Annotated in this window: 9 protein-coding genes; 7 read left to right on the plus strand and 2 right to left on the minus strand. The window is 62.3% G+C overall.

Features of this window, described 5'->3' with window-relative positions; genetic code table 11:
* The first annotated feature begins 36 nt into the window (after positions 1 to 36).
* Positions 37 to 612 carry a hypothetical protein gene (locus Q8K99_13705; protein MDP2183607.1) on the plus strand — a complete coding sequence of 192 codons (576 nt, stop codon included), beginning with the start codon at positions 37 to 39 and terminating at the stop codon, positions 610 to 612.
* Positions 613 to 819: 207 nt separating this feature from the next.
* Here the strand turns inward: Q8K99_13705 and Q8K99_13710 are convergent, their stop codons facing one another.
* Both Q8K99_13710 and lon read right to left on the minus strand, forming a co-directional pair.
* Complete coding sequence (locus tag Q8K99_13710; GenBank protein MDP2183608.1) at positions 820 to 6297, minus strand: hypothetical protein; 5478 nt, start codon at positions 6295 to 6297, stop codon at positions 820 to 822.
* 510 nt (positions 6298 to 6807) lie between these two features.
* Positions 6808 to 9180, minus strand: a complete 2373-nt coding sequence (lon, locus tag Q8K99_13715) for an endopeptidase La (protein ID MDP2183609.1) — start codon at positions 9178 to 9180, stop codon at positions 6808 to 6810.
* Positions 9181 to 9304: 124 nt separating this feature from the next.
* Here lon and Q8K99_13720 point away from each other — a divergent pair, with 124 nt between their 5' ends.
* The 6 genes from Q8K99_13720 to Q8K99_13745 are packed head-to-tail and all read left to right on the plus strand — an operon-like array spanning position 9305 to position 14386.
* On the plus strand, positions 9305 to 11287 hold the full coding sequence (locus Q8K99_13720) for a DUF6049 family protein (GenBank protein ID MDP2183610.1): 1983 nt from the start codon (positions 9305 to 9307) through the stop codon (positions 11285 to 11287).
* 27 nt (positions 11288 to 11314) lie between these two features.
* Positions 11315 to 11671, plus strand: coding sequence for a hypothetical protein (locus Q8K99_13725; GenBank protein MDP2183611.1), 357 nt, complete (start codon positions 11315 to 11317; stop codon positions 11669 to 11671).
* 44 nt (positions 11672 to 11715) lie between these two features.
* On the plus strand, positions 11716 to 12825 hold the full coding sequence (locus Q8K99_13730) for a PIN domain-containing protein (protein ID MDP2183612.1): 1110 nt from the start codon (positions 11716 to 11718) through the stop codon (positions 12823 to 12825).
* A 4-nt stretch (positions 12826 to 12829) separates the two neighbouring features.
* On the plus strand, positions 12830 to 13768 hold the full coding sequence (gene trxB, locus Q8K99_13735; protein MDP2183613.1) for a thioredoxin-disulfide reductase: 939 nt from the start codon (positions 12830 to 12832) through the stop codon (positions 13766 to 13768).
* Between the two features lie 24 nt (positions 13769 to 13792).
* Entirely contained in the window at positions 13793 to 14119 is a 327-nt protein-coding gene (trxA, locus tag Q8K99_13740) for a thioredoxin (protein ID MDP2183614.1), read from the plus strand.
* Between the two features lie 18 nt (positions 14120 to 14137).
* Positions 14138 to 14386: a hypothetical protein gene (locus tag Q8K99_13745; protein MDP2183615.1), complete on the plus strand. Its 249-nt coding sequence runs from the start codon at positions 14138 to 14140 to the stop codon at positions 14384 to 14386.
* The last annotated feature ends 25 nt before the right edge of the window (positions 14387 to 14411 follow it).

Consider the following 14411-nt stretch of genomic DNA (forward strand, 5'->3'; position numbering starts at 1 on the left):
TGTGCATCAGGGGCCGTACCGAAGGGGTGCACCACAATGAAGACCGCAATTCGAACGAATGCGACTCGCATCGGCGTCACGATGCTTGTCGCCCTTCTGATTGCCACTGCGGCGCCCGCCGTGGCCACCGCCATCAGCCCTACTCCTGCTGCAGGCGGACTTCGTGTGACCCAGCTTGCCCCTGACGCCCCGCTTGCACCCAAGGTCCAGGTCGCGCAGTCCGGCATCTCAGCTCTGTCCAAGGTGATGTACCTCAAGGAAGCCCCCCTGCCCGTGATTGTCAAGACCACCTCACGGGGCAGTACGACCATCCAGAGCGTGGCCACGAAGTCCTTGGCGAGGAACACAAAGAGCTCCGGCGGCGATCTCGCACAGGCACAGTCGATCCTCTCGGGGCTGATCGCGAAGTACCCGATACTCGCCGGCGCCACCGTGACCATCGGCGACGCTCGCGGATACCAGGCGATCGCGTACTACCAGTCAGGAAGAATCGTCATCAGCAAGAGCCGCAGCGCAAGCCTGTCCACCATCCTGAACCACGAGGTCTGGCACATCATCGACTGGAGAGACAACGGCAAGATCGACTGGGGCGAGAACGTGCCTCCCAAGTAGCAGACCCGCGCCACGATCGTTCAGCCACTCATGGCAATCGCCCGGCAGCCCGTCTCTCCCACGTACCGGCGCAAGGCCCCGACTCACCTGAGCCGGGGCCTTGCGTCACCAATGCCTGTGCCAAGAGGAATGGGCCGCGCTCGGCGGCCCATTCCGTTGTCATCGCCAGACCCTCAGCACTCGAGCGGCCCATGTGCGTTCATTGCATCATGCACCAATGCGACCGGCGCGCCGTAGCACGAAGCCGGTCACTATCGCGGCCATTGCGAACATGAGAAGCATGAGAACGCTACCACCGGTGAACGGCAGGAACGGCTCGCCGACCACTACTCGCCACGTGTCGCGATCGTTGTCCGGGTTCCGATCGTTCGGGTCCTTGATCACAACAACGTTGTCGACGTTCGTCTTGCCATCGGGCATTGTCTCGTCGATCTTCACGACGTACGTGACCTTGCCGGACTCGCCGGCGGCGAGATAGCTCTTGTTCCACGTGATCTTCCCGCCTGCGACGGTTCCCCCGCCTGCGTCAACGACCGTTGCGTAACGTTCGTCGTAGTCATCGACGATCTTGAATCCCTGCGACGGGCCGTCGCCCACGTTCTTGAACGTGAGGGTGTATGTGACCTTGTCGCCCGGCTTCGCCTTCGTCTTGTCGGCGGACTTCTCGATCGTAAGATCGGGAGGCGTGAACGGTGTCGTCGGATTACTCAGCAGAACGGTTGCCTCGGCGGTGTTGTTGTTCTCGTCCCAATCGTCCGGGTGCGAGATCACCACATCATTGTCGAGAGGCGTGATCACGTCGGCCGGAATCAACTCGGGGTCCTTGACCTGGGCCACATACGTGATCGAACCGGTGGCTCCAGCCGCCAGTTCGGTACCGACGGTCCAAACAAGCGTGTCGCCGTTGTCGACCGCACCAGCAGCGTCCACGACATCCACGAGCGTCTCATCGTAGTCGTCCGTGACGGTGAAGTCCTTGGCCGGGACCGAGCTTTCGTTCTTGTAGGTGACGGTATAGGTGATGAAGCCCAAAGCAGTCGCTGTTGGCACATCCGAGGCCTTGGCGATGGAGAGGTCCATCTCCGGGACGTCGACGTTCCAGTCGTGCGTGTCCACGAGCTCCTTCTCGAACTCGGGAACCAGGTCATCAACCAGGTCTAGCTCCAGATACGGGAAGTCTTCGTAGAAGTAGGCGATGTTGTAGATGTCGTTCTCAAGTGACGGCATGGGCTTGGTGGTCTGAATCGTGACGTGCAGTTCGTGGGTAACTCCGTCAGGCGCCACGTCGCCGACGTCCCAGGTGATCTCGTCACCCGAAACCAGGCCGCCTCCATCCACGTCAAGAATCGAGTAGAGAGCGGCATCCGCATCGGCGAAGTCGTCGACGATGAGCACGCCGAGAGCCGGGCCCTGGCCGTCGTTGCGATAGCTGATGGTGTATTCCACCTCGTCGCCCGAAGCCGCAACTGTCTTGTCGCCGGTCTTCATGTAGGTCATCTCGGCGTAGGCCGCGACATAGACATCCCAGTAGTCCTGGATGCTTTCCTGCATGTGGTGGAGAGTCGCCACGTTGTGAACGACGTTGAAGTTGTCGGGCATCGTATCGCGGAGCTTCACCGTGTAGGTCACGGAGTCACCGCTCTGAGCTGCAACGGTGCCGATATCCCATGTGATCGTGCCCGGAACGCTCGTGTCGCCGCCGCCGGCGTCCACAACGGACTGGACGTAGGTGGTGTCGTAGACATCGTCGAGCGTCACGTTCTCTGCGGCAGTGTTGCCGTCGTTGAACCAGCTGACTGTGTAGGTGACTTGATCACCGGGGTCGGCGTTCGACTTGTCTGCTTCCTTCAGGATCGACAGAATCGGCGCCGCATCGACGTCAACATCCCAGTCATCGGGATACTCGTCGCCGTCGTGGAGCAGTGTCGCGTCGTTGTGGACTACGTTGTACGTCGAAGGAACGATGCTGTGAACTCGAGCCGTGTAGGTAACGCTACCCGAACCTCCTGCGGGCAACGTGCCCATATCCCAGGTGATCGTGTCGCCGTCGTCCGTTCCGCCACCGGTGGACTCGATATCGACGAGAGCCTCGTCATAGTTGTCGACGATCTCCACGTCCTTCGCTGCGGTGTCACCGGCATTGGCCCACGACAGCGTGTAGGTCACGAGTTCGCCTGGCTGTGCGGCGGTCTTGTCCGCCGTCTTCTCGAAGCTCAGGTCCGACGAAGCGTCGACGTCTACCGTCCAGTCATCGGACTCGACGAAGTTCTCGTAGAACTCGTAGATGCTCGCCTCGTTGAAGATGTCATTGATGACGTCAGGCATGACGTCGGCTACCCGAATCGTGACAACCAGCGTGCCGCTGGCACCGGCCGCAAGATCGCCGAGGAGCCACTCGATGCTGTCGTCGCCGTCTTGCGTACCACCGTCGGCGTCAGTGATGGCGAAGAGACCCGCGTCGGCGTTTGAGAAGTCATCGACTATGCGCACGTTCTTCGCCTCGGTAGTCCCTGTGTTCCTGTAGTCGATCGAGTAGGTAACCGTGCCGCCTGTGACAGACTCAATGGCGTCAGCGCTCTTGCTGATATGCAGCTCCGCCGCCGCATCTACTGAGACGTCCCACACGGCCTGGTCGGCCAGTGCGTCGCCCTGATAGAGCGATACGGTGTTGTGGACGGTGTTTGTCACCTCAGGCATGACGTCCTTGACCTTCACCTGATAGGTGAAGCTACCGGTCGCGTCAGGAGCCACGTCGCCGAGATACCAGTAGATCGTGTCGCCATCGTCGGCCCCGCCGTCGGTCGAGACGACCTCGGCCAGGCTCTGGTCGTAGTCGTCGGAGATCCACACGCCGTGTGCCGACGTCGAGCCACCGGTGTTGGACCAATTCACCGTGTAGGTGACGGTCTCGCCCGGTGAGGCGATGATCTTGTCCGCGGTCTTGTCGACGTCGAGCGCGGTCTCGGCCGGCACGCGAACGAGGGCCTCGGCTTCGGCCACAATCTGACGATTCACAAGCAGGTCAGCGTAGTTGATTACGTAGTTGGAGATCTCCGGCATGTAGTCGAAGGCGGTCACGGTGTAGCTCACCGAGCGGGTGACCCCGTCGGCGGGCACGGTGCCGAGAGCGAAGAGGATCGTGTCGCCGTTGTCGATGCCGCCATTGGCGTCGAAGACGCTCACGAGCATCTGGTCATAGTCGTCTTCTATCGAGACGTTCTCTGCATCGAGCGAGCCGGAGTTCGTGTAGTAGAGCGTGTAGGTGATCGCTCCGCCCGGAACCGTCTCGGACGGCACTGCGACCTTGTCGAAGGACCAGTCGGGAGCCGCGTCGACCGAAACCATCTCGGTGTCTTCGTCGACCCATTCACCGTCTTCGAAGATCGCGGCCGTGTTGAAGATCTCGTTGTAGGCAGCCGGCATGACGTCCTTGAGCTTCACCGTGTAGGTCACAGATCCGCCGGACTTCGCTGCAACAGTGCCCACGTCCCACGTGATCGTGCCGGGAACGCTGTCGTCGCCTCCGTCGGCGTCGACCACGGAGTCCACGTAGTCGGTGTCGTACGTGTCCTCGACCGTCACATCGGTGGCTGCGGTCGTCCCGTTGTTGTACCACTCCACCAGGTAGGTGACTTCGTCACCAGGCTCATCGGGTGATACCAGCACGCTCTTCTCGATGGAGAGTTCGCTCGAAGCATAGATGTCGACATGCTCCGAAGCCTGGTCGACAACCTGCTGGTTCATGGAGATGCTGGCTGTGTTGTCGATGTCGTTCGAGAACCCGGGAAGGATGTCGGCAACCCGTATGACGACCTCGAGCGAGTGATGCACGCCATCTGCCGCGACAGGGCCGATCGGCCAAAGCAGTACGCCTCCCGGTCCCGGAATGCCGCCTCCACCGTTCAGCACGGAGTAGAGCAGCGCGTCGTCAGGGGCGAAGACGTCCATGACCGCGACGTCCAGCGCTGCCGTGCTCCCATCGTTCCAGTACTCGATCATGTAGGAGACGGCCTGACCCGGGACGGCGACGTCGACTGACGCGACCTTGGTGATGTGCAGTCTGGGCGCCGCAATGACGCGAACGTCTTCCACGGCGAAGTCCTTCGACACGCCGTCCAGGCGGATGTCCGCCCGGTTGTGGACGGTCTCGTTTGCTGTCGGCAGAACCCCGATCACAGTCGCCGAGTAGGTGATCACATGCCACGATGTGCCCGCAGGGAGGTCCCCAATGTCCCACGTCAGCTCGTCGCCGTCATCCGTTGCGGGCGCATAGCCTGTGGGCGTGACAAGCGTCTCGTCGTAGTCGTCGACGATCGACACGTCTCGAGCGGTCGTATTCCCGGTGTTGCGATACCGGAGGGTGTAGTTGATCACTTCACCTGGAGCCACCTCATCGCGGTCGGCCGTCTTCTCGATCTCGAGCTCGACACGCGGGATGAAGTTCAGTGCCGAGAACTGCACGGTCGTCGTGCGCGGTATCGTGATCGTCTTGGGCGTGACCAGGTTGGTCGAAACCCAGTCCCCGTTGACTACCTCGGAGAGCTCGTAGTCTCCGGGAGGGAGCTTCGAGAACGTCGCCACCCCGTCGGCGGTGGTTGCAGTCAGCGTGAACGGGTACGCCGGATCGAGGTACTTCAACTTGAAGGTGAAGGCGGGAGAGGTCAGCTTGGGATCCGGATCGCTCGTGTCCCCGTCGCCATCGAGGTCGTTGTACTTCGTGACCTCAAGATAGCTGTCGGGAATCGCCGCAGCGCCGACCGGGAACGGAACGGCCTTCTGGCCGATATTGTCGCCAGAGTGCCAAGCCCACAGGCGCGCCTGCGCGCTCGCACCATTGAAGAAGCTCGCCCCCTTGTAGGGAGTGGCCTTGGTCTGCCAGTACTCGGTTATGGCGAGATGCGCTTCGAAATAGACCGCTCCCACAGAGTGCGGAGGGATGAGGAACTCGGCGATCTCCGGAAGCTTGGTGACAAGACCCTTGTCGCCGTCCACTGGCACGTCCTGAAACTCCGGTGTCACCGAATGCAGCCCGGACGATGGGAATCCGTCCCCAGACGGAAGCGAAGACGCAACGTACCAGCTCCAGCCAAAGGTGTCGTCGATTGCGATGGCGCTATTGGCTGCAAGCGCCTCCTTGTAGTCCATCCAGTACTCTGCCGCCGGAACGGCCTGAGTCGTGTTTGAGGAGTTCTCTATCTTGAGCCGGAACGTTATCCACTCACCCTCGACGTAGCCCTCTTTGAGGTTCGAGTGGACCCAGGACCCGAAGTGGCGGCTGTAGCCCTCCATGGTCACGCTGCTGGGAGGGACGTAGTCCCAAGCGATCGACGAAGCAGCGAGCGGTACACTCGGAAGGGCAGGTGGGGTCGAACGGTCCGTCACAGTGGCAACTGCCGAGGAGACTGTCGCTGCAGGCTCGCTGTCTGCGACCGGCGCGACTGGCGCCTCCTCCGACTCAGCGCCCTCGGATTCCTCCGCCTCAGGTGCCGGCGCCTCAACAACGGGATCAGCCAGCTCCTCGACAGGCGGTGGTGATGTGGTCGCCTCCTGTGAAGCTGAGGTGTTCCCATCGGCTACCGCAGGAATCGCGGAGCCGATGCCTGTGAACGATACCACCACTGCAAGCAGCAGCAGTGTCGTCAACAAGCGCGCAAACGGGCCTTTACGGCGAATGCTTCGGGCCATGGTACTCCCACCCTCCTGAACGTGCGTTGCTGACGAATACGGCCGTCTCGGAAAAGAAAAAGGGACCTGCCCATCAGCAAACGGACCGGTCTCACCATTGACTCCGCGCCGGCTCCTGTGGTGACCGTCACGCTCCGGCGCCTCGATGTCTCCCGCTGTCCCAAAGTCCGAGGACGACTATGCTGTTTGCCGACTTTCGGCCTTCTACCTCCCGCCTTTATACCCCGAGGACGGGTCAGGCAGGGGGCCGAAACCCATCCTCCAAAGGGATGAAACCTTGGTCTGCGATGGTATGACCTGCACCACCCCCGGTTGGCGGCAAACGAAGAGAGGGCCGCATTCTCGCGGCCCTCTCGGGACTGACCCGCTCGGCGCTCCGCCTGAGCGAACCACCGCTCTTTCGCTGTTGTCACCTCCTGTATACCCGAACTTTGTCTTGTCTAAGCCCATGCCTTCGTTGGTACTAAGTCTAGAACGCTACTGCGCCCCCTCCTGATTCGCCGCGCGGACCTAGGTGGAGAGCGGCTTGCGCTTCTTGGGTGGCGGCCCGCAGCCATCGACTAGCGCACGCGCAAAGACCTCGTCCATGGAGTCGACCGGTATGATCTCCAAGTCATCGCGCACGTGTGGTGGCAGGAGATCCAGGTCCCGCACGTTCTCCTTGGGTATGAGGGCGGTGGTGATTCCCGCCCGGTGTGCGGCCAGCAGCTTCTCCTTGAGTCCGCCTATCGGCAGAACCCTGCCGCGGAGTGTGATCTCACCCGTCATGGCCAGATCGCGCCGCACCGGGCACTCGATAAGGCACGACGCAAGAGCGATGGCCATCGTGATTCCCGCCGAAGGACCGTCCTTCGGTATGGCGGCAGCCGGTACATGGATGTGCATGTCGTACTTCCTGTTGAAGTCCTCGTCAATGCCGAGGCTAGCGGCGCGAGTGCGGATATATGAGACCGCAGCCTGGGCAGATTCCCGCATGACGTCTCCGAGCTGTCCGGTGAGCGTGAGCTTGCCATCGCCCGGCATCTTGGTTGCCTCGATGAAGATGATGTCGCCTCCAACCTCGGTCCAGACCAGGCCGGTCGCGACTCCGATCTCATCCCGCTCCTCGGCCAACCCGTAGGAGAACTTGGGCGGGCCAAGGTAGGTGTGGATGTTGCGTTTGGTGACCCGGGTCTTGCCTTTCTTGCCTTCGACCACCTTCCGCGCCACCTGCCGGCAGATCATCGCAATCGTCCGCTCGAGATTGCGCACGCCTGCCTCTCGCGTGTAGCGCCGCACGATCTCCCTCACCACTTCGTCGACGATCTCGAGCTTGCCCGGCGTGAGCCCGTGTTCCGCAACCTGCTTGGGGATGAGGTACTGCCGCGCGATGTGCGACTTCTCGTCCTCTGTGTAGCCCGGGAAGTGGATGACCTCCATGCGATCCCGCAGCGCGGGCGGCACCGGGTCAAGGAGGTTCGCCGTCGTGATGAACATGACATTCGAAAGATCGAAGGGCGCCTCGAGATAGTGGTCCTGGAACGCGTTGTTCTGTTCCGGGTCGAGCACCTCCAGCAGGGCACTGGTGGGGTCGCCCCGGAAGTCCATGCCCACCTTGTCGATCTCGTCCATCATGAATACGGAGTTGTTCGTGCCTGCTTGACTGATGGACTGGATGATTCGACCCGGCAAGGCACCCACGTAGGTCCTGCGGTGTCCGCGGATCTCGGCCTCGTCGCGCACTCCGCCAAGGGATATGCGGATGAACTCCCGTCCGAGCGAGCGGGCGATCGACTTGCCGATGGATGTCTTGCCGACGCCGGGAGGTCCCACGAAGCAAAGAATGGGGCCCCTCATGCGATCCGTGAGCTTGTGAACCGCAAGGTACTCAAGCACGCGCTCCTTGACCTTCTCGAGACCGTAGTGGTCCTCGTCGAGGATCTGCTGAGCGGCGACGAGGTCGAGTTTCTCCTCGGATTCGACGTTCCAGGGAAGCCCGGTGAGCCAGTCGAGATAGGTGCGGATGACCGAGGTCTCGGCAGCTGCTGACGGCATCTTCTCCAGGCGACCGAGCTCCTTGAGCGCCTTCTCCGCCACCGGCTCGGGCATGCCTGCCTCGGCGATCTTGTTCTTGTACTCGTCGATCTCCGCCTGGATCTCATCGTATTGACCGAGTTCCTGTTGGATCGCCTTGAGCTGTTCGCGAAGGAAGTACTCTCGCTGCGTCTTGGTCATCTGCTCTTTGACGCGATTCTGGATCTTGGAGCCGATCTCCAGAATCTCCAGTTCCTTGCGCAAGAAGCCCGTCGCACGCTCGAGCCGTTCCCTGGGCTTGATGGCCTCGAGGATCTTCTGCTTCTCCTCGACCTTCAGGTTCAGGTGAAACGTGACGAAATCCGCGAGCCTTCCAGGTTCCTGGATGGTCGAAGCGGCCATCAAGACCTCTTGCGGAATCGGCTTGCCAAGGTCGGATGCTCTCTCGAAATCGTTGATGAGGGCCCGCATCAACGCCTCGGTCTCGACGTCGACCTCGACCGACTCCTCGATAGGTTCCACACGGGCAGCAAGGTACGGCTCGGTCTGCACCCACTCCACGATCCGGATGCGCTGTGCACCCTCAACGAGAGCCTTGGCTGTGCCGTCCGGCAACTTGAGCTCCTGCATGATGGTCGAGACGCACCCGATCTCGTAGACGTCGTCCGGACCGGGGTCCTGGACCTCCGCCTGCTTCTGAGTGACCAGGGCGACCATATGGCCCTCCCTCATCGCCTCTTCGAGGGCGTTGATCGACCGCTCGCGCCCCACGAACAGCGGGACCACGAGATTCGGGAAGAGAATCAGGTCCCGCAGCGGAATGAGCGGGAGCACGTCGGGGATCGTATGCGGTCCGCTGAGTTCAGACATGCGGGGAGATTCCTTTCGTCGGGTCATGCGATAATCATTCTGCCCGATTCTTCGACACCGTACACGCCACGTCCTGTGCACGATACCAGCTCAGGAACTGTGAGCTGACTTGGAGTCCGTTTTGATGCACGCCTCGACTGCGCGACGCCGGGCAATCGTCCCCGCCTTTGCGCTCATGCTGCTGGCATCGCTGACTCTGGCCACGATCGCCGGCAGCGCCCCGGCAACGCCGCCTTCGGGGCGAGAGGATTCGGGCGTACTCCCGGTAACCCTGGACACAGGAGAACTCGCCGTGCCTGCGGACGGCGAGTTCAGCTTCCGAGTAGGCGTCGAGGTTGATCGGCCGACCTCCTATCTCGAGGTACGTCTCCAAATCCGGCGCTCAACAGGTCGGCTGCTGTACCAGAAGACCGAGATTCGCCACGAAGTCGCCACCGGCACCGTCGATATCACCTTCTCGCGCGGACTTGCCGACCTCGATCTTGAAGCCGATGCCTATCCGATCGAGGTCCGCGTGAGATCCGACAGCGGAGAGGTCCGCGAGTGGACGATCGAAGACCGGCTCCTCGTGTTCGACAGGAACCGCACAGCCACACCCGTGGTTCTCGTGGCAGCACTCGACTCGCCCCCGATCTTCGACCCCCAAGGGCGGGCGGCGACCGACCCGTCAACGTCGGACGCCGCCCGTAGACAGACCGATGAGCTGTGCAGACTCATCCTCGGTAAGCCCGAGATTCGAGTCACACTCGCCGCTCCACCTCTGGTGTTCGAAGAGTGGGCACGGATCTCCCTCGGATACGATCTCGCAGCTCCTGAGGGTGTCGTCACCGTTCCCGCCGAGGATCCGACGCCCAAGCGTTACTCGGCGACGCTTGACGTGCTCCGGACGGCGATCGGTACCGGACGTCTCGAGCTTCTGAGTGTGCCGTATGCGCAGCCCGACACGGAGGGCCTGCAGGCAATCGACAGGATGCTCGACCTAACTCAGCACTACGAAAGGGGCCTATCGTCCTCCTTGGCGGCTCTCGAGACCACCCCGAGCCCGGGAACGATGCTTGCTGCCGGAGCCCTGCCCTCGGAGGCTCTCGCTGCGATCGGCGGTCGCGGGCTGACCTATGCGGTGACCACCACGGCGTCTGTGGAACCTCAGGGCGAGCTGGTCCCGGGACTGCATGTGATCGAACGCTCGAATCTGCGGGTGTTGCTGGTCGACCGAAGAGCCTCGGCAGGCCTTGCGAGCGGCGATCCACGCGGACTCGCGGACTCGGTCTTCGACCGGTACCGCTCGGAGACCCCCGGCCAGCCGGTCGTGGCCCTTGTGCAACTCGGTCGTAGAGGCGGGTCCGCGTCCGGCGATCTCGCTCGCTGCGCCACATCGCTCAGCTCGGCGAGCTGGGTGAGACTGGTAAGCGGGACCCAGGCGGCGGCGGGCGACGCCGGCGCGGACATACGCGTCACCGCAGCGCCGGACACCGGAACAGATGCCCCGGGAGGCTACTGGTCCGAAGTGAGCACCGCTCGGGCCTACGCGCAGGCACTCGTAGCCGCGGTCGGCGAGCAGGACAGCGGCGCCAACTCGACTGTCGCCGCCTCTCTGATTGCGGAGAGCCGATCTTGGGCCGGCTCTGATGGAAGCTGGAGCCTCGCAGACCGAGGCCGTGCTTACGCCGCAGCGGCCCGCAGAGCTAGCGAAGCGATCCTGGACGGGGTTTCTATCATCGCCAAGGACGTCACTCTGTCGAGCGCCCGGGGCGATATCCCCGTCGTCATCGCCAACGGCACTGAACGGGAGCTCGCAGTCACACTGCGGGCCGAACCATCAGGACTCGGACTCATCGGCGAATCCTCCAAGAGCTTGGTTCTGAGACCATCGGACAACTTCATTACCGTGCCCGTTGACCTGAAGTCGGCGCTGTCTGGCCGCCTCAAGCTCGGAGTGTGGGCCGGTGATGTCCGCCTGGACGAGACCACCGTGACAGTGAGAGCATCTTACCTGGACAGGCTGGTGACAGTGTCAGGCCTGGCTGTCATCCTGATAGGGTTGTTGCTCTTCATCCGACACCGCGTCAAGAGCGTCTCTCGGCGCGAGACTACACCCCCGGAATGACAAGATGACATCGATGGAGGCAGCTCGATGAAGAAATGGCTCGGTGTCGCCCTCGCTATCGCGGTCTTCGCGGTCATCGCGAATGACGCAGGACGGTATGCGACCACCGTCTACGAACTGTCGAACATCACCCGCAGCACTGCATCAGCGGCAGGCCGGACGAAGGGCTCGCGCGAAACCGTCGGATTGGCTGCTGCGGAGTACGCCGCGACGCGCGGCGTGACCGTCTACGCAGTCGATATTCGTGGCGAGCGCGTCTATGTCTGGACCGAGATGCCCTTGACTCGAACTTGGGCACTCGCACGCATCATGGGCGTCGTCGAGGGTCTTCCGGCCGGAAGCGCATTCAAAGTGAGATCGGAAGCCAATGCGCTTCGCAACTGACCAGGTCGAGATGAGAAACCCCTGACTGGGGTAGACTGACTCCCATGCGCACACTAGTCATCGACACCAACGTGCTTCTCGCCGACCCGGGCGTCCTGCTGTCATTTCCCGATGCGGAGATCATCATCCCCGAGACGGTCCTTGGCGAACTGGACAAGCTCAAGACGTCACGGGTCGATCCCGACCTCCGTTTCCGGGGAAGAGAGGTCAGTCGGATCCTGTTCGAGCTGTCCGAGCAAGGCAGCCTGATCGGCGGGGTGGACCTACCCGACGGGGGCAAGCTGCGCGTGGTGCCGCTCGATAGCGACTCAGAGCTACCCGAGAACCTCTCGACGCGCAACGCGGACGACAGGATACTCGCCGTCGCATTCCAGGTCTGCCGCGAGGACTGCGACTCGCTCACAATGCTCACGAACGACCTCAATATGCTTCTCAAGGCCCAGTCGCTGGGGCTCGCGGTAGAGCGCCACGGCGACGGTGTCGAGGGAAGCTTCGCGCGGCGCTACATCATTCGCCCGTTTCAGCGATACAGGATACCTCTGGCGATTCTCGCCATCGCACTTGCCGTGTTTGCGGCAATCGTCGTCGTCACGATCTATGGCGCCCGCAGCGCGCGCACGATCACCTCTGTGCCGACCGAGTTCCGGGAGCAGCTGTCGCCCAGCGAGCTCAAGATCCTCGACTACCTCCAGACACTGAGCCAGAACGAGAACGATCTCGACACCCGGCTGACACTCGCCAATCTCTACTACGAACTGCGAATCCAGACGGGAGACGTCCGATACTCGACGCTCGCAATCCGGCACTACGAGAAATACCGCGAGGCGAAGCCCGACGCCAACGACGTCCGAACCGACCTGGCCGCGTCCTACTTCTATGCCGGCCAGACCGACCGGGCTCTGCAGGAGGCAGTCAAGGTTCTCGAGAAGGAACCGGATCACATTCAGGCCAACTTCAACCTGGGAATCTTCTACTGGAAGGGACGGACCGACTACCCTGCGGCCGCCAGCCAATTCCAGAAGGTCATCGAACTCACCCAGGGCGGAGATGAGCGGGCGAAGAGCATCCGCGAAGAGGCCCAGACAGCGCTCGACCAGGTGAAGAAGGAAGCCGAGGCTGCGGGACAGCCACTACCGAGCGGGGGGACTCTCTAGAGTCATGGAGAACGTCGATATCGCAATCGTCGGTGGAGGACCTGCAGGGCTCACAGCCGCGCTCTATGCCTCGCGCGCACGCGCCCGAACCATCGTTTTCGAGCAAGGTATCCCTGGCGGCCAGATCGTCACGACCGACTGGGTCGAGAACTACCCGGGTTTCCCCAGGGGGCTCTCCGGCCAAGAACTCGGCGGCCTGATGCTTGAGCAGGCCGAGGAGTTCGGCGCCGAGATCAAGTCATTCACGGCCGTCGAGCGCATCGAGCCGTCAGACCTTGACTTCATCGTTACCACAGCCGACGACGAGCGCTACCTGGCCCGAGCTGTGATTCTCGCAACCGGGGCGGTGCCGAAGAAGCTCGGCGTGCCCGGTGAGGCCGAGTTCACCGGACGTGGCGTGTCCTGGTGTGCGACATGCGATGGCGCCCTGTTCAAGGACAAGATCGTCGCTGTCGTCGGCGGCGGCGACGCGGCCATCGAGGAAACGCTGTTCCTCACCAAGTTCGCCAAACGCGTGCACGTCATTCACCGTCGCGACGAACTGCGTGCTACCAAGTGCATCCAGGAGCGCTGCTTCGCCAACGACAAGATCGAGGTGCAGTGGAGCCGTGTTGTCACCGAGATCGTCGGCCAGGACGGCAAAGTGAGTGCGCTGCGACTGGCGTCGACAAAGGGGGAGCCGGAGTTGCTCCTGCCCCTCGACGGCGTGTTCATATTCGTGGGAGTGGACCCTGTGAACGCGCTCGCGCATGACCTGGCTGACATGAACGAGAGCGGCTACATCACGGCCGACCACGACGGACGCACGTCGTGGCCGGGCATATACGCGGCAGGAGACGTAACCGACTCCGAACTCAAGCAGGTGATCACGGCCGCCGCGAAAGGTGCGTCTGCGGCGTTCGAGGCACTCAAGTACATAGACGAGAAGGTCTGCTCTATCTGACCGCAAGGAAGGGAGATCAGGGGTATGAGCGACATGATGCAGGTCACCGACGCTGGCTTCGAGACCGAGGTCCTTGGCAGCGACAAGCCCGTTGTGCTGGACTTCTGGGCGCCGTGGTGCGGCCCGTGCCGCATGATGGAGCCAGTTCTCAAGGAGATCGCCGAGGAGCACGCGGACAAGATCGTCGTCGGGAAGCTCAACGTTGACGAGAATCCGGCCGTCGCGCAGCGTTTCGACATCCTGTCGATCCCCACGCTTCTGGTATTCGCTGACGGCGAGGTCGCAAAGAAGCTCGTCGGCGCCATGCCCAAGAAGCGTCTTCTCGACGAACTGGCCCCCTGGATCGGCTAGACAGAAGGAGGAACCAACATGTGTGAACACGGCATCAATGCCGAGCAACTCAAGCTCGCCATCGCACAGTCGGACGACGCCCTCGCCATGGTGCAACAGTGGCTCGAGCAGCTCCACCACCTGGCGGATCACGGGCAACGCACCGATTCCAGCATTGCCATCGCGCAGGCGAGCGTTCTCCTTGGCGAGGCTCGCGCCAAGCTTGAGGCGGGCGTGAACGGACTCGATTCCGATGCTTCGGACGGGGTCAATGTGGAGCTGGTCTGAAAGCGGTCCAGGTGCGCGACCAAGA

This window comes from Actinomycetota bacterium (assembly GCA_030682655.1).
GTDB lineage: Bacteria > Actinomycetota > Coriobacteriia > Anaerosomatales > JAUXNU01 > JAUXNU01.

What these genes read in the sequence shown, in the direction of transcription:
- Q8K99_13705 (MDP2183607.1), top strand. Translation starts at nt 37, where the DNA reads ATGAAGACCGCAATTCGAACGAATGCGACTCGCATCGGCGTCACGATG.
- Q8K99_13710 (MDP2183608.1), bottom strand. Translation starts at nt 6,297, where the DNA reads ATGGCCCGAAGCATTCGCCGTAAAGGCCCGTTTGCGCGCTTGTTGACG.
- lon (MDP2183609.1), bottom strand. Translation starts at nt 9,180, where the DNA reads ATGTCTGAACTCAGCGGACCGCATACGATCCCCGACGTGCTCCCGCTC.
- Q8K99_13720 (MDP2183610.1), top strand. Translation starts at nt 9,305, where the DNA reads ATGCACGCCTCGACTGCGCGACGCCGGGCAATCGTCCCCGCCTTTGCG.
- Q8K99_13725 (MDP2183611.1), top strand. Translation starts at nt 11,315, where the DNA reads ATGAAGAAATGGCTCGGTGTCGCCCTCGCTATCGCGGTCTTCGCGGTC.
- Q8K99_13730 (MDP2183612.1), top strand. Translation starts at nt 11,716, where the DNA reads ATGCGCACACTAGTCATCGACACCAACGTGCTTCTCGCCGACCCGGGC.
- trxB (MDP2183613.1), top strand. Translation starts at nt 12,830, where the DNA reads ATGGAGAACGTCGATATCGCAATCGTCGGTGGAGGACCTGCAGGGCTC.
- trxA (MDP2183614.1), top strand. Translation starts at nt 13,793, where the DNA reads ATGAGCGACATGATGCAGGTCACCGACGCTGGCTTCGAGACCGAGGTC.
- Q8K99_13745 (MDP2183615.1), top strand. Translation starts at nt 14,138, where the DNA reads ATGTGTGAACACGGCATCAATGCCGAGCAACTCAAGCTCGCCATCGCA.